This is a genomic window from Burkholderia pyrrocinia (assembly GCF_001028665.1).
Classification (GTDB): Bacteria; Pseudomonadota; Gammaproteobacteria; order Burkholderiales; family Burkholderiaceae; genus Burkholderia; species Burkholderia pyrrocinia.
The window spans coordinates 3,093,869-3,116,699 of sequence record NZ_CP011503.1; the positions used below are offsets into that span (position 1 = coordinate 3,093,869).

The window sequence follows — 22,831 nt, forward strand, 5'->3', positions numbered from 1 at the left end:
GATGGCTGGTTTGCGATTACCGCGCGCCGTGCCCGATACGGCAACCACCGGTTGCTACCGCGACGACTTTCCGTCTGCCCGGTTGCCTGCGAACCGACTATTCTTGCCAGCACATTCCCCACCGGACACAGGAGACGACACCGTGACGCACAGCGTGATTCCCGCAGGCCTTGCCGACGAAATGATCGAAATCCGGCACCGCATCCATGCACATCCCGAACTGGGTTTCGAGGAATTCGCGACGAGCGACCTCGTCGCGCAGCAACTGCAGTCGTGGGGCTACACGGTGCATCGCGGGCTCGGCGGCACTGGTGTCGTCGCGCAGCTGCAGGTAGGCAACGGCACGCAGCGCCTCGGCCTGCGCGCCGACATGGACGCGCTGCCGATCCACGAGGCGACGGGCCTGCCGTACCAGAGCACGATCGCCGGCAAGATGCACGCGTGCGGCCACGACGGCCACACGGCGATGCTGCTCGCGGCCGCGAAGCATCTCGCGCGCGAGCGCCGCTTCTCGGGCACGCTGAACCTGATTTTCCAGCCGGCCGAGGAAGGGCTCGGCGGCGCGAAGAAGATGCTCGACGAAGGCTTGTTCGAACTGTTCCCGTGCGACGCAATCTTCGCGATGCACAACATGCCGGGCTTCCCGACGGGCAAGTTCGGTTTCCTGCCGGGGCCGTTCATGGCGTCGTCGGATACCGTGACCATCGACGTGCAGGGCCGCGGCGGCCACGGCGCAATGCCGCACAAGGCGATCGATCCCGTCGTCGTGTGTGCGCAGATCGTGCTGGCGTTGCAGACGATCGTGTCGCGCAACGTGCCGCCGCTCGACATGGCGATCGTCACGGTCGGCGCGATCCACGCGGGCGAGGCGCCGAACGTGATTCCCGATCGCGCGCAGATGCGCCTGTCGGTGCGCGCGCTGAAACCGGAGGTGCGCGACCTGCTCGAGACACGCATCAAGGAAGCCGTGCACGCGCAGGCGGCCGTGTTCGGCGCGACCGCGACGATCGACTACCAGCGCCGCTACCCGGTGCTCGTCAACGATGCGGAGATGACCGCGTACGCACGCAACGTCGCGCGCGAGTGGGTGGGCGATGCGAACCTGATCGATGGAATGGTGCCGCTCACCGGCAGCGAGGATTTCGCGTTCCTGCTCGAGAAGCGGCCGGGCTGTTACCTGATCATCGGCAACGGCGACGGGGAGGGCGGCTGCATGGTGCACAACCCGGGCTACGACTTCAACGACGCTGCGTTGCCGACCGGCGCGTCGTACTGGGTCAAGCTGGCCGAGGCGTTCCTGGTTTGACGCAGCGGCGCGGCGGCGCAGCCCCCGCCCAGGCTCATGTTCCATTGGAAAGCGCTCTGCAGTACTTTCCAAAACCGAAAGGAGCCTGGAGGGAGCGGAGTACTTGAGGCTGGATGGTCGTTAAAGGAAGCTGCATTTTAGGGTACGGGGAGCCTCGGTTGCGAAGGGGAAGCCGTGAAGGGCGTAGCCCGTAGCGGCTTCCCCTTCGCGGGTTATGTGCCGCGTGCCCGAGCCAAGCTCCATACATCGGGGTACCGAGGCCGGTTTTGGTCGGCAACCTTGCCCATCAGACGTTCGCGTGCCTGGCGAACCTGACGGGCGGACTCGATATCTGTCTGGCTGCGCGCCTGCTGCTTCAGTTGATCGAGCGTGATGCCCTTGCGCAGGAAATCATCTGCGTCCGGCAGGCTGGCAAGCTTCTCAAGCGGCGTCATCACATCTTCGGGTCGGTGAACGCGTCGCGTTCGGCCCGGCTTCTTGGGATCAGGAACTTCGGTGCCGAAAAGACAGGGTCGGTGCATGTTCAAAAACGGATTAAGCAGATCTACGCAAAAGGCATTGAACTGCTTCGCCCACTCGGCCGGTATGTGCGCATAGCCAAATTGCCTGCGTACCACATTGCCGTTCTTGGATTCGGCCAGTGCGTTGTCGTTGCAGCGTCGTGGACGTGAGCGGGTAAAGTCGATGAGTTGTTCCTTGAGCATCTTTGCGACCTCATGGTTGATGTACTCCGAACCGCCATCGCTGTGAAAGCCGAGAACACGGAATGGAAACTGGTCAATCATGTCGCGCAGTACCGGAAGCATGTGTTCTCGCTCCAGCGTTGGCACGGTCGCGACGACTTCCCACTGGGTTACGCAGTCGACGGCATTGATGTGATACACGCCGCGCTGTTCTTCGATGTTGCCCTGATGAACGCTGTCGATGCGGATAAATCCGGGGCGGTTCTCTGGTGCGGGAGCCCGGCGCACGGCGATTGCCGCGCCTCTGGGGTTGGTCTGAGTCTTCGTGTAGACCGTGTGATGCAGACGATAAGTCTGCGAACGTCGCAGGTTGTACAGATGAGACGCTGAAAGGTGCTGCAGGCGCACGTAGCGCTCATCGTTGTAGACCTGATACATCCGGCGCAGCACGATGACCATCGCCGGGCCGGAAAGCCTGCCGTACTCGCGCTCGGTCTCGGCGAGCGTGAAGATGTCCTCATCGGTATAGCGGCGGGCGAAGGCATTCTCGGGGGAACCCTTTAGCCATGCGAGCCTTTGCCCTTGCACCCAGCGTTGTACCAGCCGTGTCATGTGAGCTCGGCTGAAGCCGCTAAAGCGTCGCAGATAGCGCAGCACGAGCCCCCGGTGAGGTCGCTTGAGCTGGTCGTAGCGAAAGCGCCGTAGCACAGACGCGACCCATTCGCGACGTTTGTGAGGGCACGCGGCGGGTGCAAAGTCGAGCGTCTGTGTGCCGTCGAGGACGGCGCGCACTTGGTCCAGGGCACGGATTTGCGATTCGTTCAAATTGATGATCATCCGGTAAATGATCATCCACCCCGGTGCTCCGATGTCGGTCAACTCGTACGTGTCAGGCCAACAACAGGCTCATTTGCATTGGAAACGCGCCAAAGGCGCTTCACAAGAGCCAGTGCAGCCCCCGCCCAGGCTCATGTTCCATTGGAAAGCGCTCTGCACGTCGATTTGACGCTCCTTGACATCGGCGGGACAGGCCGCGTGCTACGCTGCGCGCGACGCCGGATCGGCTCGATGAATATAGGTGTGGACGACATGCGAAAACAGTTTCTGACCGTGCTGACGGCTTGTGCGGTCGGCGTTCTGGCAGCCGGATGCGACGACCAGAAGGTGGCCGATGCGGTCAATGCGATCAAGCCCGATCCGATGGCGTTCGGCAACCTGCAGCCGGGCGTCTCGACGGTCGAGGACGTGCTCCGCCAGGCCGGCAAGCCCGAGATGGTCAGGCAGGGCGAAGACGGCTCGCAGCGGTTCGAGTATCCGCGCGGCCCGTACGGCACGAGCACCTACATGCTCGATTTCGGATCCGACGGCCGGCTCGTGTCGATCACGCAGGCGCTGACGGCGGCGAACATCGCGAAGGTCGTGCCCGGGATGTCGAAGGACGACGTGCGTCAACTGCTCGGCAAGCCGACCGAGGTCGCGCAATATGCGTTGAGCCATGAAGAGGTGTGGAGCTGGCACTGGGCCGAGGGCGGCGTATCGGGCGATGCGATGTTCAACGCGCATTTCTCGCCCGACGGCACCGTGATCCGGACTTCGCGTTCGGAAGCGCCGGGCCGCGAAAAACCCTGACCTGACGAAGGTGGCAACGCATGCGGTGCGGGCCGGACATCGGCAAGTGCGCCACGGCGTCCGAATGCAAGATGTACCAAATTTTGGTATATGATGGTCGCATTGAAAAGGAGGTGACTCATGTCGCGAAACACATCCGTTTCCCTGGGCGACCACTTTGCCGAATTTGTCGACGCTCAAGTGCAATCGGGGCGATACGGTTCCGCAAGCGACGTCGTGCGAGCCGGTTTGCGGCTCCTCGAGTCGCACGAAACGCAAATGCGTGCGTTGCAAGAAGCGTTGAAGGCCGGTGAGGCATCAGGGGCGCCCAAGCCATTCGACAGCAAGGCCTTCCTGGTCCGCATGCGGGCCACGCATGGCGGTTAAAGGCAAGCAGCTTCGGCTGACACCGCTGGCCGAACTCGATCTCGAAGACATTTGGCGTTATACCGCCGAGCATTGGTCGCTCGCGCAGGCAGACCACTATCATCGCGATCTGATCGGGACGATCGAAGCGCTGGCGCGCGGCAAGAAGGCTGGTCGAACTTGCATTGTTCGGGATGGATATTTCCGGTACGCAGTTGGCTCTCACGTCGTGTTCTATCGCGAAGCGGATGACGCGATCGACGTGATTCGGGTCCTGCATCAGCGAATGGATATCGAACGACATCTGTAGCCGCGCAAGTCGAGCGGCGCGATCGTTGCAAAGTAGCTCGCAATCCCGGCTTGACGTGTGCCGCCTCGATCCGAGCGCGGCATCGAGCAGTCTAGAACGCTTCCCCGCTGAACAAAGCCACGACCACATCCGGATTCGACGGCCAGTACATGTGCATGTACGTCGCGACGATCGCGCCGCGGCGATAGACGGCTTCGCCGCTGCCCGGCGCGCCATCCGGGCGCACCGCGTTCGCGACCGGTTCCAGCGGCGTCGCGAGCCGCGAATAGTGGAACGTATGGCCGCGCATCGGCCCGGTGCGCGTATCGAGCTGCTGCATGCCGAGCGCCGCGAACCGGCGCTGCATCGTCACCTGGCCCGGCAGCAGGCCGAGCATCGGCGTCGTCGCGCCGTCCACGTCGGTCAGCGATTCACACAGATACACCATCCCCCCGCATTCCGCGACGATCGGCCGGCCTGCGGCCGCATGCGCACGAATCGTCCGCGCGGTTTCGTCATTCGCCGCGAGCGTCGCCGCATGCAGCTCCGGATAGCCGCCCGGCAGGAACAGCGCGTCGCAATCGTCCGGCACCGGTTCGTCGGCGAGCGGCGAGAAGAACCCCAACTGCGCACCGAGCGCATCGAGCAGCGCGAGATTCGCCGGATAGATGAACGAGAACGCCGCATCGCGCGCGACCGCGATCCGCTTGCCGGCGAGCGCACGCGGCAGCGGCGCCGCGACGTCCGGGTCCGCGAACGCGACGGCAGGCGGCAATTCGGCGAGCGCCGTCTGCGCGAGCACGTCGGCCGCGCGCTCGAGCCGCGCATCGAGGTCGTCGATGTCGGCCGGCTGGTGCAGGCCGAGATGCCGCTCCGGCAACGCGATGCCCGCTTCGGCCGGCACGTGGCCGAGCCAGCGCAGGTCGGCGGGCAGCGCCTGTTGCAGCAATTCCGCATGCCGGGCCGAGCCGACGCGGTTTGCCAGCACGCCGTGAAACGGCAGCCCCGACCGGAACCGCGCGAGCCCGAACGCGATCGCGGCGAAGGTCTGCGCCATCGACTTCGCGGAAATCACCGCGACGACCGGTACGCCGAACGCGGCCGCGAGGTCGGCACTGCTCGGCGTGCCGTCGAACAGCCCCATCACGCCTTCGATCAGGATCAGGTCCGCATCGCGCGCGGCATCGGCCAGCAGCGCGCGGCAGCCGGCCTCGCCGACCATCCCGAGGTCGAGCGCATGCACGGGCGCGCCGCTCGCGCGTTCGAGCAGCATCGGATCGAGAAAATCGGGCCCGGTCTTGAACACGCGCACGCGGCGGCCGAGCCGGCGGTGCAGCCGCGCGAGGCCGGCCGTCACCGACGTCTTGCCCTGGCCGGACGCGGGCGCGCTGACGAACAGTGCGGGGCAGGCCGGCACGCTCAGAACTCCACGCCGCGCTGCGCCTTCACGCCTTGCTCCTTGTACGGATGCTTGACCAGCCGCATTTCGGTGACGAGATCGGCCGCATCGATCAGCGCATCGGGCGCGTGCCGCCCGGTGACGACCACATGCACCGACTCCGGACGCGCGACGAGCGTCGCGAGCACTTCGTCGAGCGGCAGGTATTCGTACTTCAGCACGGTGTTCAGCTCGTCGAGGATCACCATCCGGTAGTCGCCGCTTTCGATCATCCGGCGCGCCTCGTCCCAGCCCTTGCGCGCGGTCGCGATGTCGGCGTCGCGGTTCTGCGTGTTCCACGTATAGCCGTCGCCCATCGTCACGAAGTCGCATTCCGCGACCGCGCCGAGGAAATCGCGCTCGGACGTGTGCAGCGCGCCCTTGATGAACTGCACGACGCCGAGCCGCATGCCGTGGCCGAGCACGCGCACGGCCATGCCGAACGCGGCCGTGCTCTTGCCCTTGCCGTTGCCGGTGTGGACGATCAGCAGGCCTTTTTCATGGGTGGCGGCGGCCTGCTTCTTCTCGTGGCCGGCGCGGCGGCGCTCGGCCATCCGCTGATGGGATTCGGAATCGGTCTTCATCGGGAATCGTCCTGTCGAAAGCGAAACAAAAGGTTCAGAGCGGGCCGGCGAGTGCGACCGTCACGCCGTCCCGGATGGATTTGGGGCCGAGCAGCCGGCCGTGCGGCGCCGCGAGTTGCGCGCACGGCTCGGCCACGCCCGCGACGCCGAAGCGCGCGAGCGCCGCGTCCGACGGGCCGCTCGCGGCCAGTTCGGGACGGCTCGCGAGTTGCGCCGCGTCGAACGCGACGAGCGGCCAGCCGCGTCGCGCGCACAACGTGCGCAGCGCGCGGGCACGCGCCTTGTCGGCAAGCGTCGCGACGAGCGCCGGTTCGGCGGCCGGGTAAAGCGCCAGCGCCGCGCGGATCGCGGCATCGAGTTGCGCGGCCGTCACGCCCGCACGGAAACCGACGCCGAGCGCGACGCGCATCATGCACCGCCGCCGAGCGCCGCGCGTATCGCGGGATCGTCGGCCAGCGCCGCGACGCGGCCGATCACGACGATCGCCGGCGAACCGATGCCGGTCGCGCCGACGCGTTCGACGACGGTGTCGAGCGTCGCGAGCACGTGCCGCTGTTCGGGGCGCGTCGCGTTCTCGATCGCCGCGCACGGCGTATCGCCGGGCAGGCCGCCGTTACGCAGCGCCGCCGCGATCGCATCGAGCCGGCGGATGCCCATGTAGATCACGATCGTCATGCGCGTGGCCGCCAGCGCGCGCCAGTCGGGTTCGTCGGCGCCCGCGCCGTGGCCCGTGACGAAGATCACGCCCTGCGCGTCGCCGCGCTGCGTCACCGGAATGCCGAGCGCGGCCGGTGCGGCGATGCCCGCGGTGATGCCGTTCACGACCTCGACCGGAAAACCGGCCGCGCCGAGCGCGGCCAGTTCCTCGCCGCCGCGGCCGAACACGAACGGATCGCCGCCCTTGAGCCTCGCGACGCTGCGGCCGGCGCGCAGGTGCGCGAGCATCGCGGCGACGATCGCTTCCTGCGGCGTCGACGCATGACCGCCGCGCTTGCCGACATGCTCGATGTGCGCGTCGGCGCGCGCATGTCGCAGCACGTCGGGGTTCACGAGATCGTCGACGAGCAGCACGTCCGCCGCGCCGATCGCGCGCACGGCCCGGAGCGTCAACAGGTCGGCGGCGCCGGGACCGGCGCCGATGAGCCACGCGCGGCTCATCGCGCGCGGCACGGCGCGCACCGTGTCGAGACAGTGGAAAGGGGAAGGCGGGCGGCACATCGGCGGCCGGCGGACAGGCAACGCATAACGGATCGGGCGAAGCCCGCGCGAACGCGGGCGGAATGCGCACCCCATCCGTCCCCCGCGGACCGGGCGTTCGGCGAGCGTCGGGCTCGCCCCTTGCGTCGGCCGGTATCCGGGCTGGCCGCTTGCCAGGCCGCAGCCTTCCCGCCCGGCTGAAGGGCAGTGGCATCGTGGGCGGCATGGGCGCGTGCGCGGGGAAGCGCGTCGCGCGGGCGGCGTACCGTTGCGGGGACAGCACAGGCCGGGCGGTGGTCCGCCTCCTGTTTCCCGTTTAACTGCATGCGCGGAATGCGCATGCGAGCACCGAACGCGGCGCTACGATAGCACAGCGATCCGCCCGCGCGAACCCGCTTCGCCGATGCCGGAAGCGGCCTCCGGCGTGGCGCGGCGGCCATGCAAGACGCCGTTCGGCCGCCCGAGCCGCCTTGACGCTCCCGCCCGCTCCACCTACACTCGCACGCGTTTTGGTGCTCGCGCGTGCCCTCCGGCGCGCGCAGTTAAACGGGAAACAGGGAGCCTGCCTGCGTCGCAGTCGAGCCAACCTGTGCTGCCCCCGCAACGGTAAGCGAACGCATCGTGCCCGCCGCGATGCAGCGCCGCTTCGCCGCATGCCGCGCGCATGCGGACGACCGCCACTGGATGCCCTGCGCATCCGGGAAGGCGAAGCGGCGTGTTCGCCAGCCCGGATACCGGCCTAAACGTTGGGGTTCAGCGCCGCGGGGAGGCGGCGCATCGTCCACGGCACGCAGCGTGCCCGGCACCCGAGCGTTTCCCGATTCCCGTCGTCCGACCGCCTGCGCGAGCGCGCATGATCCGGCCCGATGAAGGGCCGGACCGCGCGGGGCCGCGCAGCGATGGCCGTGTTGGCATTCTTCATGTCGACCGTTCGCAAGGGAGCACCATGCTCGACTCGCTTTCCCGCCTGTTCAACGACAGCCCGTCCGGGCTGCGCGGCAAGATCGTCGCGATCTATTCGTTGTTGATCGCGTTCAACGTCGGCGCGTGGATCTGGGCGTTCATCGCGTTCCACGGCCAGCCCGTGCTGCTCGGCACCGCGCTGCTCGCGTACGTGTTCGGGCTGCGCCATGCGGTCGACGCCGACCACATCGCGGCCATCGACAACGTCACGCGCAAGCTGATGCAGGAGGGCCGCAGCCCGCTCGGCGCCGGCCTGTTCTTCTCGCTCGGCCACTCGACGGTCGTGATCGTGATGTCGGTCGTGGTCGCGCTCACGGCCGCGTCGCTCGCGCGCTTCGAGAGCATGAAAGCGTGGGGCGGCGTGATCAGCACGAGCGTGTCGGCGTTCTTCCTGCTGGTGCTCGCGATCGCGAACCTGCTGATCCTGATTTCCGTCTACCGGACGTTTCGCGCCGCGCGGCGCGGCGAGCCGATCGTCGACGCCGATCTCGACCTGCTGCTGAACCAGCGCGGCGTGCTCGCGCGCCTGTTCCGTCCGTTGTTCCGGCTCGTGTCGCGCAGCTGGCACCTGTATCCGGTCGGGTTCCTGTTCGGCTTCGGCTTCGATACGGCGACCGAGATCGCGCTGTTCGGCATCTCGGCGGCGCAGGTGCAGGGCGGCCTGTCGTTCTGGTCCGTGATGGCGCTGCCGATGCTGTTCACCGCCGGCATGACGCTGGTCGACACGACCGACGGCATCCTGATGATGGGCGCGTATCGCTGGGCGTACGTGCGGCCGATCCGCAAGATCTACTACAACATGACGATCACCTTCGTGTCGGTGCTGGTCGCCGCGCTGATCGGCGGCATCGAGGTGCTCGCGCTGCTCGCGGACAAGCTGTCGCTGCAGGGCCCGGTGTGGGACTTCGCGTCGATGGTGGCGTCGCACTTCGGCATGCTCGGCTATGTCGTGATCGGCCTGTTCCTCGCATGCTGGCTCGTGTCGGCCCTGATCTACCGGTTAAAGCGCTACGACGAGATCGACGTGACGATCTCTGCCTGACTCCCCCTTACGAACCTGGATATTCCATGACCCTACGCAAGCTGCCCGTCACGATCGTCACGGGCTTTCTCGGCAGCGGCAAGACGACGCTGATGCGCCACATCCTGCAGCACGCCGAAGGCCGCCGCATCGCGGTGATCGTCAACGAATTCGGCGAGCTCGGCATCGACGGCGAAATCCTCAAGGGCTGCGGCATCGGCTGCGACGACGCGCAGGACGAAGCGGCGGGCCAGCTTTACGAACTCGCGAACGGCTGCCTGTGCTGCACCGTGCAGGAAGAGTTCTATCCGGTGATGGAAGCGCTCGTCGAGCGCCGTGCGGACATCGACCACGTGCTGATCGAGACATCGGGGCTCGCGCTGCCGAAGCCGCTCGTGCAGGCGTTCAACTGGCCGACGATCCGTAACAGCTTCACGGTCGACGCGGTCGTGACCGTCGTCGACGGGCCGGCCGCCGCGAGCGGCCAGTTCGCGGAAAACCCGCAGGCCGTCGACGCGCAGCGCCGTGCCGACCCGAACCTCGACCACGAATCGCCGCTGCACGAACTGTTCGCCGACCAACTGTCGTCCGCCGATCTCGTGATCGTGAACAAGGCCGATCTCGTCGGCGACGCGCAGTTCGCGCAGATCGAAACCGCGATCCGCGACGAGATCCCGCCGCAGGTGAAGATCGTGCGTGCGACGCGCGGCGAGCTCGACCTCGCAATGCTGCTCGGCCTCGAATCGGCGTCGGAGGAAACGATCCACCTGCGCCACGACCATCACGGCTCGGCCGACGACGGCGATCACGACCACCATCACGACGACTTCGACTCGGTGGTCGTGTCGGGCGACGCGGGCTCGCGCGAAGCGACGATCGCCGCGCTGCAGCGTGTCGTCGAAGCGCACACGATCTACCGCGCGAAAGGCTTCGCCGCGCTGCCCGGCGCGCCGATGCGGCTCGTGATCCAGGGCGTCGGCCGCCGCTTCGACAGCTACTTCGACCGTCGCTGGCAGGACGGCGAAACGCGCGCGAGCCGCTTCGTGCTGATCGGCGAGGATCTCGACGCGGCCGCGCTGCAACGCGCGTTCGACGCCGCGTGCGCGGCCGAGCCGCAACAGGCGTAACGCACGATGCATCTGCTGCGCACCACGCCGGGCGGCTTCGTCGACGATACGCAGGGCGTCGTCCGGATCGACCAGCAACCGGCCGACATCGTGATCCTGAGTTCGGCCGACACGACGCTGTCGCTGCTCGCGAGCGTCGTGCCGAAACTGCCGGCCGGCTTCCCGAGCGTGCGGCTCGCGAACGTCACGTTCCTGCGGCAGCCGGCGTCCGTCGATTTCTATGTCGACGACGTGCTGCGCCACGCGAAGACGGTCGTGATCGATCATCTCGGCGGCGAAGCGTACTGGCCGTACGGGATCGAGCAGGCCGTGTCGCTCGCGTCGAAGCGCGGGCAGCAGCTCGCGATGTTCTCGGGCGACCTGCAGGAAGACCCGAACCTCGTCGCGAAAAGCACGGTCGCGCCCGAGCTGTGCCGGCTGTGGTGGCGCTACCTGCGCGAAGGCGGCGTGCACAACGCCGAGGCACTGCTGCGCAGCATCGCCTTCCATACGCTCGGCTTCGGCGACGAACCCGAGCTGCCGCGCCCGCTGCCGGCCGCCGCGCTGTATCACCCGGCGCGCGACCGCGCGAGCGTCGACGACTGGCGGCCGCGCTGGACGCCGGGCGCGCCGGTCGTCGCGATCCTGTTCTATCGCGCGCACTGGCAGGCCGCGAACACGGCCGTGTTCGACGCGCTGGCCGACGCGCTCGTTCAGGAAGGACTGAATCCGCTGCCGATCGCGGTGACGTCGCTGAAGGACGTGGTGAGCCGCGAGGTCATCACGCAGCTCTGCGACACGCACGGCGTCGCGCTCGTGCTGAACACGACCGCGTTCGCGGCCGGCGCGATCGATGCCGCCGAGCCGGACGTGCTCGCCGGCGACGCACCGGTGCTGCAGGTGATCCTGTCCGGCGGCAATCGCGACGCGTGGGTGGCCGACAACCAGGGCCTGCATGCGCGCGACATCGCGATGCACATCGCGCTGCCCGAGGTCGACGGGCGCATCGTCACGCGCGCGGTGAGCTTCAAGGGGCTTGCGTATCGCTGCCCGCATACCGAGGTCGACGTCGTGCGCTACCAGCCGGACGCCGAACGGATCGCGTTCGTCGCGGCGCTCGCGCGCGGCTGGTGCCGGCTGCGCACGCTCGACAACGCGAGCAAGCGCATCGCGCTGATCCTCGCGAACTATCCGCAAAGCGAAGGGCGGATCGGCAACGGCGTCGGGCTCGACACGCCGGCGTCCGCGCTGCGCGTGCTCGCGGCGCTGCGCGACGCGGGTTACGCGCTGGCCGACCTGCCGCCCGGCGGCGACGCGCTGATCGCGCGGCTCACCGAAGGCGTGACCAACGACGCGGCCGTGCATGCGCTGCGCCCGGCGTTCCAGAGTTTCGCGCTGGCCGATTACGTCGCGCATTTCGCGCGGCTGCCGGCGGCCGTGCGCGATGCGCTGAACGAACGCTGGGGCCCGCCCGAAGCCGACCCGACGCTGCGCCACGGGCGTTTCACGATCGCGGGCTGGCGCGCGGGCAACGTGTTCGTCGGGATCCAGCCGTCGCGCTCGCGCGACGAGAACGACTACGCGAGCTACCACGACGCGGATCTCGTGCCGCCGCATGCGTATCTCGCGTTCTATTTCTGGCTGCGCGATGCGTATCGCATCGACGCGGTGATCCATCTCGGCAAGCACGGCAACCTCGAATGGCTGCCGGGCAAGAGCGTCGCATTGTCCGACGCGTGCTGGCCCGACCTGACGCTCGGGCCGCTGCCGCACCTGTATCCGTTCATCGTCAACGATCCGGGCGAGGGCAGCCAGGCGAAGCGGCGCGCGCAGGCGGTGATCGTCGATCACCTGATGCCGCCGCTCACGCGCGCGGAAAACTACGGCCCGCTGCAGGATCTCGAGCGGCAGGTCGACGAATACTACGAAGCGCTGATGGTCGATGCGCGGCGCGCGAAGCTGCTGAGGAAGACGATCCTCGCGACGATCGCCGAACACCGGCTGCACGACGAACTGAGCGTATCGCCGCCGCGCGACGCGGGCGACGAGGATGCGCTGCTGACGCGCGTCGACGCATGGCTGTGCGAATTGAAGGAAGCGCAGATTCGCGACGGGCTGCATGTGTTCGGCGTGTCGCCGGCCGATCGTCAGCGGCGCGACACGCTGCTCGCGCTCGCGCGCTTTCCGGTCGGCGACGGCAAGGGTGCGCGCGCGGGGCTGATCGGCGCGCTGGCGCGCGACCTGATGCTCGGCGACGATTTCGATCCGCTGTCGGCCGACTGGGCCGCGCCGTGGGCCGGCCCGCGGCCGGCGATCCTGCAGGCGCTCGACGCGTCGCCGTGGCGTCATGCGGGCGATACGCGCGAGCGGCTCGAACGGCTCGCGCAGCAATGGCTCGACGGGCTGTGCGCAGCCGTCGGCGGCAACCCCGGCACCGACGCGACGCCGCCCGGCGAATGGCCGCATACGCTCGCGGTGATCGAACGCGTCCGCTCGACGCTGATGCCCGCGCTCGACGCATGCGGCTGCGAGGAAATGCGCCAGCTGCTGCGCGGTCTCGACGGCCGTTTCGTACCGCCGGGGCCGAGCGGCTCGCCGTCGCGCGGCCGCCCCGACGTGCTGCCGACCGGCCGCAACTTCTACTCGGTCGACACGCGCGCGGTGCCGACGCAGGCCGCGTGGTCGCTTGGCCTGAAATCCGCGCAGCAACTGATCGAGCGGCATCTGCAGGATCACGGCGACTATCCGCGCGCGATCGGCCTGTCCGTGTGGGGCACGGCGACGATGCGCACGGGCGGCGACGACATCGCGCAGGCATTCGCGCTGCTCGGCGTGCGACCGAAATGGGCGCACGGCAGCCATCGCGTGACCGACTTCGAGATCCTGCCGATCGAGATCTTCGACCGGCCGCGCATCGACGTGACGCTGCGCGTCTCGGGTTTCTTCCGCGACGCGTTCCCGAACCTGATGCACCTGTTCGACGCGGCCGTGCAGGCCGTCGCCGCACTCGACGAACCGGAGGAACTGAACCCGGTCCGCGCACGCATCGAGCGCGAACGCACGAAATGGATCGCGCAGGGCGTGGCGCCCGACGAAGCACGGCGCCGCGCCGGCTGGCGCGTGTTCGGCGCGCGGCCGGGCAGCTACGGCGCGGGCTTGCAGGACCTGATCGACCAGCGCCGCTGGCAGAGCGACGCCGATCTCGCCGATGCGTACCGCCAGTGGGGCGGCCATGCGTACGCGCAGAACAGCGCGGGCGATGCCGCACCCGACGTGTTCGGCGAGCGGCTGGCGACGATCGACGTCGTCGTGCAGAACCAGGACAGCCGCGAGCACGACATCCTCGATTCGAACGACTACTACCAGTTCCAGGGCGGGATGACGGCGGCCGTACGGCACCTGTCCGGGCAGCAGCCGAGCATCTATCACGGCGACCATGCGAACCCGGCCGCGCCGAAGATGCGTACGTTGCGCGAGGAGATCGCGCGCGTGATCCGCTCGCGCGTCGTCAACCCGAAATGGCTCGACGGCGTGAAGCGCCACGGCTACAAGGGCGCGGCCGAGATGGCCGCGACCGTCGACTACCTGTACGGCTATGACGCGACCGCGCGCGTGCTGTCCGATCACCAGTACGCGCTCGTCGCCGACGCCTACCTGTTCGACGACGACACGCGCGCGTTCCTCGAACGCCACAACCCGAAGGCGCTGCACGGCATCTGCGAGCGCTTCGTCGAGGCGATGCAGCGCGGCCTGTGGCAGCAGCCGGGCGACTATCGCGAACGGATCGAAGCGGTCTGGCTCGCGAGCGAACAACTCCAGGAAGGGGGACGGCGATGACCGATCCGACGATGCACCGCGCCCGCGCGGTCTTTCCGTTTGCGGCGCTCGTCGCGCAGGATGCGTTGCAGCAGGCGCTGCTGCTCGCCGCGATCGATCCGTCGCTCGGCGGCGTGCTGGTGAGCGGGCCGCGCGGCACCGCGAAATCGACCGCCGCGCGCGGCCTCGCGGAGCTGCTGCCCGAAGGGCAGTTCGTCACGCTGCCGCTGTCGGCGAGCGACGAACAGGTGACGGGCACGCTCGATCTCGCGCATGCGCTGGCCGAGAACGGCGTACGCTTCCGGCCGGGCCTGCTGGCTCGCGCGCATCTCGGCGTGCTGTATGTCGACGAAGTGAACCTGCTCGCCGACGGGCTCGTCGATACGCTGCTCGACGTCGCCGCGAGCGGCGTGAACATCGTCGAGCGCGATGGCGTATCGCACGCGCACGATGCCTGCTTCGTGCTGGTCGGCACGATGAATCCCGAGGAAGGCGAGCTGCGGCCGCAGTTGCTCGACCGTTTCGGGTTGATGGTCGAGCTCGAGAACTGCTTCGATGCCGCGCAGCGCGAGCGGATCGTGAAGGCGCGGCTTGCATTCGATCTCGATCCCGATGCGTTCCGCGCACGTCATGCATCCGCGCAGCGCGAACTCGGCGACCGGATTCATGCGGCGCGAGCGCGGTTGGCGATGCTCGATTTCGACGATGCGGTTCATGCGCGCGTCAGCGCGCTGTGCATCGATGCGGCAGTCGACGGGTTGCGCGCCGATCTCGTGATGCTGCGCGCCGCGCGCGCGCTCGCCGCGCTGGAACGGGCCGATGCGGTGACGGTGTCGCACGTGAAACGCGTGGCCGAAGCGGTGCTGCGGCATCGGCGCCATGCGGGTACGCCGCCATCGTCGGGAGCGTCGCAGTCGGACCGCGAACGTGACGATCGCAACGATCGCTCGCCGCCGGATGCGCGCCAGCAGCCCGGTGACCAACCGGGAGCGACAAGGAACGACACCACGGCATCGCAGGGCGACTGGGGCTACCTGCCGGCCGAACCCGCCGGGCTGCGCGACGTGAAAAGCGTGGTGCCGCTGCCGCTAAAAAAACGCTGAGCCATCGAGCAGGCGCCGCCGCGAACGCCGTTCGCGGTCCTCGATGGCAATCAGGCGCAGCCGCGCGCGTGCCGGGCACGGCACGTGCCGGTACGGCCGTTGCGTGGCCGGCGACGCTCGCCGCGAAACGCGGCGATTCGCTGCACCACGGCCATCTGCGCTTCCGGAAACGGGTCGGCACGCCACATGTGCTGCATTGCTTCGTGCTCGACTGTTCGGCGTCGATGCTGTCGCACGACCGGCTCGCGCTGGCGAAGGGGCTGATCGTCGCGTATTTCGATCGCGCGGCGCGCGACCGCGCCGAAACCGCGCTGATCTGCTTCGGCGGCAACGGTGCCGCGCGGCGCTTCGGCCCGGCCGTGCCGCGCTGGTGGAACGCGCGCTGGCTCGAACCGGTCGACGGCGGCGGCGGCACGCCGCTTGCCGACGGCATCGCGGCTGCCGCGAACCTGCTCGCGCGCGATGCGCGGCGCACGCCCGACAAGCAGCGCTGGCTGTGGGTGCTGTCCGACGGGCGCACGCGCGAAATGCCGGTGAAACCCGCGGCGGCCGATCACGTCGTGTTCGTCGACTTCGACGACGCGGCCGTGCGGATCGGGCAGGGCGCACGGCTTGCCGCTGCGTGGGGCGCGCAGTGGGTGATGGCCGACGCGCTTTGCACGGACCTCGCAGGCTGATCGGGCCGAGTGCCGGCGCAAGGCCGCGGCCGGCGGTGCGATATGATCGCCGCTTCTGCTTCTCCCCATTGGAAAACCCGCCATGCAAGTACTGGTCGATGCCGACGCGTGTCCCGCCGTCATCAAGGACATGCTGTTTCGCGCCGCGCGTCGTGCCGAAATCTGCGTGACGCTGGTCGCGAACCAGTTTTTGCGCACGCCGCCGTCGCCGTTCATCAAGGCGGTGCAGGTGCCGGCCGGCTTCGACGTCGCTGACGCGCGCATCGTCGAGCTGGCCGAGGCCGGCGACCTCGTGATCACCGCCGACATCCCGCTGGCCGCCGCCGTCCTCGACAAGGGCGCGCACGCGCTCGACCCGCGCGGCAACTGGTTCAGCCGCGAGAACATCGAGGAACGCCTGTCGACGCGCGCGATGATGGATCAGTTGCGCAGCGCCGGCATCGACACGGGCGGGCCGGCGCCGTTCAGCGCGCGCGACGGCAAGACGTTTGCGTCGCAGCTCGACCGGTTCCTGGCGCGACACGGCAAGCCGTAAGGCCGTGTTTCGGCGGCCACGCGCAATCGACCGTTCCGCATACGGAAACGCTCGCACGCGCCATGCGGCCATGCGCCGGATCCGCATCGGATCGTGCGCGCCACCCTGGTCTGAATGCAGTTTTTTGCCGACGCTGATATCGTGGCGCGAACCACTACACAGGAGCGCACGCGTGTCACCGACTCAACTTCTCGTTCCGACGTTTACCCAGATGCTGCGTGCGCAGTCCGCGTGGCTCGACAAGGCTGTCGCGCACCGGCAGGCCGCGGGCGACGAGCCCGATGCGGCGATGACGCTAAAGCTGGCGGCCGACATGTATCCGCTCGCCGCACAGGTACGCTTCTCGTGTTTCCAGGCGATGGAGCCGGTCTACCGGCTGCGCGGCGAGCCGCTGCCGGCTGCGCTGCTGGCATTGCGCGAAGCCGGATGGAATGCGGATGCGCAGCCCGGCTCGCTGAGCGATGCGCAGGCGATCATCGCGAGCACGCTCGCGTTTCTCGGTGAACTCGCACCGGATGCGCTCGATGGCGGCGCCGCGGGGCCGATCGCGCTCGAATTCCCGAACGTAATCGCGTTCGACATGACAGGCGAACAATACGCGCGCGACTGGGCGCTGCCGCAGTTCTACTTCCACGCGATCGCCGCGTACGCGATCCTGCGCCATCACGGCGTCGAACTCGGCAAGGCCGACTACGTGCCGCACATGCTCGCGTACGTGCGGCCCGGCACGATTCCGCAAGGGTGAGTGGTGAGCGGGCCGACTGGCCGCGAAGCGGCATGACGCGGGCACTGTTCATCTGCAGCCGCAACCGGCTGCGCAGCCCGACGGCCGAAGCGGTATTCGCCGCGTGGCCGGGCGTCGAAACCGACTCAGCGGGCCTCGCGCCCGACGCGGATACGCGACTGTGCGCCGAGCAGCTCGATTGGGCCGAAATCGTCTTCGTGATGGAGCGCGCGCACAAGGCGAGGCTGTCGGCGCAATTCGGCGCGCAGCTAAAGCACAAGAAGATCGTCTGCCTCGATATCCCCGACCGTTACGCGTTCATGCAGCCCGAACTCGTCGTGCTGCTCGAACGCAAGGCCGGCCCGTTCCTGCGCGCGTGACCGGCGCAGCCGACATCGGCGTCAGCGCAGCGGGCCGTCCGCAATCGCCGAAAAGCAGTCGAGGCGCAGCAACTCGATGATCTTGCGCGTCGGCACGCTCGCACGGAGCGTGTCGAGCCGGTCGACGGTGAACCACTTGCAGCGGGCGATCTCGTTGCTCGCACGCGGCGTCAGGTGCGCGGGCACGTCGGCCACGAACACGTGATGCAGCTTCGTCAATCCGCCGAACTGCACCGCGTAGTCGAGCGCGAGCCCCTCCAGCCGCGTCTCCTCCGCGAGTTCCCGCTGCGCGGCCTCGAGCGGCGTCTCGCCGCGCCGGATCGTACCGCCCGGCAGCGACCAGCGCGACGCGGTGCGGGCGACCAGCAGCACGCTGCTGCGCTGGCGGCACACGATCGTGGCGCGTTCCTTGATGACGGCGAGGGTATCCGGCCCGGTACTCATGTTCGGCAAAACAGGTGCTGAATCGTGGAGAAATGGTGCGTAGGCGATGCGTGATCCGGCAGCGGGCCGCGACGGCATGCAAGCTGCCGCAGCGATCTTACCGGCCGTTCGTGACAGTTCCGTGCATGGCGTCGCGCCGCCTGAGCGGTGTTACGCGTGCGTGTAGATCCCGCTGCGCGTCGGCTTCGCGTGGCGTGGACGGCGGCCCTTGTAAACGGCGCGCCGGTGATGCGGCGACGTCGCGTGCCGGCGCGTGGGCGCGGGCGCGGGCCGTGCAGCCGGCGTGGCGCCCTGCGGCGCGGCGCCCGGCGTCTGTGTCTGTCCTTCGCCGAAATGGAAAGTCTGGGTTTGCGCGTGTCCGACGCCCAGCGTCGACGCCAGCATGAAGGCAGCCAGCAAGATCCGTTTCATGAATATTCCGCCTGATTTTTTCGAGATGAACGATTTTCGTCAGCTTAACGAACGGCGGGGCGACGCCGCAACCGGCCCGCGTTCGGTGTCGTCCCCACTTGCGTCCGGTGGCGTTATCCGCGCTTCGTCCGGATGCATCCGGGCTTGACAACGTAATTCCTGAGTGTGAATATAAATTCACGCACAAGAATTATTCATCGAATCCGGAAAGTCGCGCCGCAGGCGCCGGCCTGCCGGAACCGGCAGTCCGATCAACCGGAACCAGGAGCGAGACGCATGGCGGAACGGGAGCAGCAGGGCGCGCTGGCGGGATTGCGCATCGTCGATCTGTCGCGGGTGCTGGGCGGCCCGTACGCGACGCAGATCCTCGCCGACCACGGCGCGGAAGTGATCAAGGTCGAACCGCCGTCCGGCGACGAGACGCGCACATGGGGCCCGCCGTTCGACGGCGACACCGCGTCGTACTTCCTCGGTGTGAACCGCAACAAGCTCGGCGTCGCGCTCGACCTGTCGCAACCGGACGACCGCGAGCGGCTGCTCGGCCTGCTCGAACATGCCGATGCAGTCGTCGAAAACTTCAAGATCGGCACGATGGAGCGCTGGGGGCTCGGTTTCGACGCGCTGCATGCGCGGTTTCCGCGCCTCGTCTATTGCCGCGTGTCGGGCTTCGGCGCGGACGGCCCGCTCGGCGGGCTGCCCGGCTACGACGCGGCCGTGCAGGCGCTCGCGGGGCTGATGAGCGTCAATGGCGAAGCCGGCGGCGCGCCGCTGCGCGTCGGTGTGCCGATCGTCGATCTCGTCACCGGGCTGAACGCGGCACTCGGCGTGCTGATGGCGCTGCGCGAGCGCGATGCGAGCAGCCGCGGCCAGTTCGTCGAGTCGACGCTGTTCGACTGCGCGCTGTCGATCCTGCATCCGCATACGCCGAACTACTTCCATTCGGGCAACGCGCCCGTTCGCACCGGCAACGCGCATCCGAACATCACGCCGTACGACAGCTTTCCGACGGCCACCGTCGACATCTTTCTCGCGGTCGGCAACAACGGGCAGTTCGCGGCGCTGTGCGACGTGCTCGGCACGCGCGACTGGCCTGGCGATCCGCGTTTCGCGGACAACCGTGCGCGCAGCGCGAACCGCGCCGCACTGCGCGTGCTGCTCGAAACGGCGCTGGCCGGACACGACGGCGCGGCGCTCACCGAGCAACTGATGCGCCGCGGCGTGCCGTGCGCGCCCGTGCTCGGGCTCGACGCGGCGCTCGACCATCCGCATGTCGCGCATCGAGGGATGAAGGTCGAGCTGGGCCGGCATCGCGGCATCGCGTCGCCGATCAAGCTCGGCCGCACGCCGGCCACGTACCGGCTGCCGCCGCCCGCGCTGAACGAACATGCGGCGCAGGTTTTTGCCGACGCCGATAACGATCACGACACCCGCCGGGACTGACCGGCATCGCGGCCGGCACCCCCGTGCCGTGCGCCCGACGGCGACACACGGCCGCGCGGGGCGCACACGACATTCGAACACCACGCCGGCCCGCGCACGGGCGCACCGGCTGAAGAGGAGACGCATCATGCTCGCATGGATCGGCGCGATCGCCATCGTCGCGCTGTTCGGCCTGATCATCACGAAGCGGCTGTCGCCGCTCGTGGCGCTGATCGTCGTGCCGGTGGCCGCGTCGCTCGCGGCCGGTTTCGGGCTGACGACCGGCAAGTTCATCGTGCACGGCGTACAGAACATCGGCCCGATCGCCGGGATGTTCGTTTTTGCGATTCTATTTTTCGGAATCCTCACCGACGCGGGAATGCTCGACCCGATCATTGCGGGCGTGCTGCGCGTGATCGGCTGCCATCCGCCGCGCATCGTGATGGGCTCGGCGCTGCTCGCGCTGCTGATCCATCTCGACGGCTCGGGCGCCGTCACGTTTCTCGTCACGCTGCCCGCGATGATGCCGCTCTATACGCGGCTCGGGATGGATCGACGCATCCTCGCGTGCGTGGCGTCGATGGCGGCCGGCGTCAACTTCCTGCCGTGGGTCGGGCCGATGCTGCGCGCGTCGGCGGCACTGCACATTCCCGGCTCGGCGATCTTCATGCCGATGATTCCGGTGCAGATCGTCGGGCTCGTGTTCGTGTTCGGCACCGCGTACGTGCTCGGCGTGCGCGAGGCGAAACGGCTCGGGCTCGATCGCGCCGGCGCGGCGTCGCTTGCGGTCGCGCCGCGCGAGCTGACCGACGCCGAACGCGCGCTGCGCCGGCCGGGCCGCTTCCGCATCAATCTCGCGCTGACGCTCGTCGTGCTCGGCACGCTGGTGTCGGGCATCGTCGACCCGATGGTGATGTTCATGCTCGGCACGGTCGCCGCGCTCGTGATCAATTACCCGGACGTGCAGGCCCAGCGCGAGCGGATCGATGCGCATGCGAAGGCCGCGCTGATGATGGCGAGCGTGCTGCTCGCGGCCGGCGCATTCACCGGCATCATGTCCGGCACCGGGATGCTGAAGGCGATGGCGGAAGTCGTCGTCGCCCATGTGCCGGTCGAGCATGCGCGCCACATGCCGTTCGTGCTCGGGCTGCTGTCGATGCCGCTCAGCCTGCTGTTCGACCCCGATTCGTTCTACTTCGGCGTGCTGCCGGTGCTCGCGGAGAGCGGCAAGCTGCTCGGCGTGCCGCCGATCCAGATGGCGCAGGCCGCGCTGCTCGGCCAGATGACGACGGGCTTTCCGGTGAGCCCGCTCACGCCCGCGACGTTCCTGATCGTCGGCCTGACCGGCGTCGAGCTCGCCGAGCACCAGAAATTCACGATTCCGTTCCTGTTCGCCGCCACCGTGCTGATGGTCTTCGCCGCGGTCGCGACGGGCGTGTTTCCGTTATGAGTGCCGCCAGACCCGTCGCGTCGCGCCCGGCCCCCCGAGGGGATTTCCTTCGGGGCGGAATCCTCGGGGCGGCTCTGCGTTTTCTTGAGAACGGCGCGGCCGTTCACCTTTTTCGGGAGAGCAGTCCATGCAGTTCGACCTGACCGACGACCAGCGCGCGATCGAAAGCGCGATCGAGAAAATCTGCGAACGCTTCGGCGACGACTACTGGCTCGAACGCGATCGCGCGGGCGGGTTTCCGGCCGATTTCCACGCGGCGCTCGCCGAGGCCGGCTGGCTCGGCATCGCGATGGACCCGGCCCATGGCGGCGCCGGGCTCGGGATGACCGAGGCCGCGCTGATGATGCGCACGATCAGCGCGTCGGGCGCCGGCCTGTCCGGCGCATCGGCCGTTCACATGAACATCTTCGGGCTGAACCCGGTGCAGGTGTTCGGCAACGACACGCAGAAGGCGCGCTTCCTGCCGCCGCTGATCGCCGGGCGCGACAAGGCTTGCTTCGCGGTAACGGAACCCGACGCGGGCCTCGACACCGCGCACCTGACCACGCAGGCGCACCGCGACGGCGATCACTACGTGCTGAGCGGGCGCAAGATCTGGATCTCGACCGCACAGGTCGCGAACAAGATGCTGATCATCGCGCGCACGACGCCGCTCGACCAGGTCGCGAAGCCGACCGACGGGCTGAGCCTGTTCTATACCGATCTCGACCGTTCGCGCGTCGAGGTGCGCGAGATCGAGAAGATGGGCCGCAAGGCCGTCGATTCGAACATGCTGTTCATCGACAACCTGCGCGTGTCGCGCGACGACCTGATCGGCAACGAAGGCGACGGCTTCCGCTATCTGCTGCACGGGCTGAATCCCGAACGGATCCTGATCGCCGCGGAGGCGATCGGGCTCGGGCAGGCCGCGCTGCGCCGCGCGACGCAGTATGCGTGCGAGCGCGTCGTGTTCGGCCGGCCGATCGGGCAGAACCAGTCGATCCAGCATCCGCTCGCGCTGGCGTGGATGCAGCTCGAGGCCGCGTGGCTGATGGTGATGAAGGCCGCGACGCGTTACGACGCAGGGCAGTCGTGCGGCGCGGAGGCGAACGCGGCGAAATACCTCGGCGCGGAAGCCGCGTTCCACGCATGCCAGACGGCGATCGCGACGCACGGCGGGATGGGGTACGCGAAGGAATACCATGTCGAGCGCTACCTGCGCGAGTGTATGATTCCGAGGCTCGCGCCCGTGAGCCCGCAACTGATCCTGTGCTACATCGCGGAGAAGGTGCTCGGGCTGCCGAAGTCTTACTGACGCGCGGCGGCCCGCCC

Annotated in this window: 22 protein-coding genes and 2 riboswitches; of the genes, 15 read left to right on the forward strand and 7 right to left on the reverse strand. The window is 68.3% G+C overall.

All coding sequences use genetic code 11. The annotated features are described in order from the left end of the window. The first annotated feature begins 142 nt into the window (after positions 1–142). Positions 143–1,306, forward strand: coding sequence for a M20 aminoacylase family protein (locus ABD05_RS14075; protein ID WP_047900649.1), 1,164 nt, complete (start codon positions 143–145; stop codon positions 1,304–1,306). 212 nt (positions 1,307–1,518) lie between these two features. On the opposite strand, the gene ABD05_RS14080 is transcribed toward ABD05_RS14075, so the two are convergent. Then, a complete protein-coding gene (locus ABD05_RS14080) occupies positions 1,519–2,841 on the reverse strand; it encodes an integrase catalytic domain-containing protein (protein ID WP_167347847.1) in 1,323 nt (440 codons plus the stop codon). A 237-nt stretch (positions 2,842–3,078) separates the two neighbouring features. Here ABD05_RS14080 and bamE point away from each other — a divergent pair, with 237 nt between their 5' ends. The 3 genes from bamE to ABD05_RS14095 all read left to right on the forward strand — a co-directional run bounded on the left by bamE (position 3,079) and on the right by ABD05_RS14095 (position 4,273). Continuing rightward, complete coding sequence (gene bamE, locus ABD05_RS14085; RefSeq protein ID WP_047901214.1) at positions 3,079–3,618, forward strand: outer membrane protein assembly factor BamE domain-containing protein; 540 nt, start codon at positions 3,079–3,081, stop codon at positions 3,616–3,618. 120 nt (positions 3,619–3,738) lie between these two features. Beyond that, entirely contained in the window at positions 3,739–3,984 is a 246-nt protein-coding gene (locus ABD05_RS14090) for a type II toxin-antitoxin system ParD family antitoxin (protein WP_047900650.1), read from the forward strand. Continuing rightward, positions 3,974–4,273, forward strand: coding sequence for a type II toxin-antitoxin system RelE/ParE family toxin (locus tag ABD05_RS14095; protein WP_047900651.1), 300 nt, complete (start codon positions 3,974–3,976; stop codon positions 4,271–4,273). The genes ABD05_RS14090 and ABD05_RS14095 overlap by 11 nt, the downstream gene beginning before the upstream one ends. Positions 4,274–4,364: 91 nt before the next feature. On the opposite strand, the gene ABD05_RS14100 is transcribed toward ABD05_RS14095, so the two are convergent. The 4 genes from ABD05_RS14100 to cobA are packed head-to-tail and all read right to left on the reverse strand — an operon-like array spanning position 4,365 to position 7,492. After that, complete coding sequence (locus ABD05_RS14100) at positions 4,365–5,669, reverse strand: cobyrinic acid a,c-diamide synthase CobB (protein ID WP_047900652.1); 1,305 nt, start codon at positions 5,667–5,669, stop codon at positions 4,365–4,367. 2 nt (positions 5,670–5,671) lie between these two features. Then, on the reverse strand, positions 5,672–6,274 hold the full coding sequence (cobO, locus tag ABD05_RS14105) for a cob(I)yrinic acid a,c-diamide adenosyltransferase (RefSeq protein WP_034184156.1): 603 nt from the start codon (positions 6,272–6,274) through the stop codon (positions 5,672–5,674). A gap of 34 nt (positions 6,275–6,308) precedes the next feature. Further along, on the reverse strand, positions 6,309–6,686 hold the full coding sequence (locus tag ABD05_RS14110) for a cobalamin biosynthesis protein (RefSeq protein WP_047900653.1): 378 nt from the start codon (positions 6,684–6,686) through the stop codon (positions 6,309–6,311). Next, positions 6,683–7,492: a uroporphyrinogen-III C-methyltransferase gene (gene cobA, locus ABD05_RS14115; RefSeq protein ID WP_175804795.1), complete on the reverse strand. Its 810-nt coding sequence runs from the start codon at positions 7,490–7,492 to the stop codon at positions 6,683–6,685. Before cobA ends, ABD05_RS14110 begins: the two co-directional genes overlap by 4 nt. A gap of 110 nt (positions 7,493–7,602) precedes the next feature. Further along, positions 7,603–7,839, reverse strand: a riboswitch (cobalamin riboswitch). Positions 7,840–7,964: 125 nt separating this feature from the next. After that, positions 7,965–8,228, forward strand: a riboswitch (cobalamin riboswitch). A 189-nt stretch (positions 8,229–8,417) separates the two neighbouring features. Between cobA and ABD05_RS14120 the strand changes: the two genes are divergently transcribed. From ABD05_RS14120 to ABD05_RS14155, 8 genes are all read left to right on the forward strand, one after another. Then, positions 8,418–9,476, forward strand: a complete 1,059-nt coding sequence (locus ABD05_RS14120) for a HoxN/HupN/NixA family nickel/cobalt transporter (RefSeq protein WP_047900654.1) — start codon at positions 8,418–8,420, stop codon at positions 9,474–9,476. A gap of 26 nt (positions 9,477–9,502) precedes the next feature. Further along, complete coding sequence (cobW, locus tag ABD05_RS14125; RefSeq protein WP_047900655.1) at positions 9,503–10,582, forward strand: cobalamin biosynthesis protein CobW; 1,080 nt, start codon at positions 9,503–9,505, stop codon at positions 10,580–10,582. Positions 10,583–10,588: 6 nt separating this feature from the next. Continuing rightward, complete coding sequence (cobN, locus tag ABD05_RS14130) at positions 10,589–14,398, forward strand: cobaltochelatase subunit CobN (protein ID WP_047900656.1); 3,810 nt, start codon at positions 10,589–10,591, stop codon at positions 14,396–14,398. Further along, complete coding sequence (locus ABD05_RS14135; protein WP_047900657.1) at positions 14,395–15,480, forward strand: magnesium chelatase ATPase subunit I; 1,086 nt, start codon at positions 14,395–14,397, stop codon at positions 15,478–15,480. The genes cobN and ABD05_RS14135 overlap by 4 nt, the downstream gene beginning before the upstream one ends. A 68-nt stretch (positions 15,481–15,548) precedes the next feature. Beyond that, complete coding sequence (locus tag ABD05_RS14140) at positions 15,549–16,157, forward strand: vWA domain-containing protein (RefSeq protein WP_047900658.1); 609 nt, start codon at positions 15,549–15,551, stop codon at positions 16,155–16,157. 82 nt (positions 16,158–16,239) lie between these two features. Beyond that, positions 16,240–16,692 (forward strand): YaiI/YqxD family protein, encoded by a 453-nt coding sequence (locus tag ABD05_RS14145; RefSeq protein WP_047900659.1) that lies wholly within the window; start codon positions 16,240–16,242, stop codon positions 16,690–16,692. Positions 16,693–16,864: 172 nt separating this feature from the next. Further along, on the forward strand, positions 16,865–17,437 hold the full coding sequence (locus tag ABD05_RS14150; RefSeq protein WP_047900660.1) for a DUF1993 domain-containing protein: 573 nt from the start codon (positions 16,865–16,867) through the stop codon (positions 17,435–17,437). 32 nt (positions 17,438–17,469) lie between these two features. Beyond that, positions 17,470–17,796, forward strand: a complete 327-nt coding sequence (locus tag ABD05_RS14155) for a low molecular weight protein tyrosine phosphatase family protein (RefSeq protein ID WP_047900661.1) — start codon at positions 17,470–17,472, stop codon at positions 17,794–17,796. Positions 17,797–17,817: 21 nt separating this feature from the next. Here ABD05_RS14155 and ABD05_RS14160 read toward each other — a convergent pair whose 3' ends face one another. Together ABD05_RS14160 and ABD05_RS14165 are read right to left on the reverse strand one after the other, a co-directional pair. Further along, positions 17,818–18,240 carry an NUDIX hydrolase gene (locus ABD05_RS14160; protein ID WP_047901216.1) on the reverse strand — a complete coding sequence of 141 codons (423 nt, stop codon included), beginning with the start codon at positions 18,238–18,240 and terminating at the stop codon, positions 17,818–17,820. Positions 18,241–18,390: 150 nt separating this feature from the next. Further along, positions 18,391–18,651 carry a hypothetical protein gene (locus ABD05_RS14165; RefSeq protein ID WP_047900662.1) on the reverse strand — a complete coding sequence of 87 codons (261 nt, stop codon included), beginning with the start codon at positions 18,649–18,651 and terminating at the stop codon, positions 18,391–18,393. A gap of 276 nt (positions 18,652–18,927) precedes the next feature. Here ABD05_RS14165 and ABD05_RS14170 point away from each other — a divergent pair, with 276 nt between their 5' ends. From ABD05_RS14170 to ABD05_RS14180, 3 genes are all read left to right on the forward strand, one after another. Continuing rightward, positions 18,928–20,091 carry a CaiB/BaiF CoA transferase family protein gene (locus tag ABD05_RS14170; protein WP_047900663.1) on the forward strand — a complete coding sequence of 388 codons (1,164 nt, stop codon included), beginning with the start codon at positions 18,928–18,930 and terminating at the stop codon, positions 20,089–20,091. Between the two features lie 127 nt (positions 20,092–20,218). After that, positions 20,219–21,520: a CitMHS family transporter gene (locus tag ABD05_RS14175; RefSeq protein ID WP_047900664.1), complete on the forward strand. Its 1,302-nt coding sequence runs from the start codon at positions 20,219–20,221 to the stop codon at positions 21,518–21,520. A 127-nt stretch (positions 21,521–21,647) separates the two neighbouring features. Then, on the forward strand, positions 21,648–22,814 hold the full coding sequence (locus ABD05_RS14180; RefSeq protein ID WP_047900665.1) for an acyl-CoA dehydrogenase family protein: 1,167 nt from the start codon (positions 21,648–21,650) through the stop codon (positions 22,812–22,814). Positions 22,815–22,831: the final 17 nt, after the last annotated feature.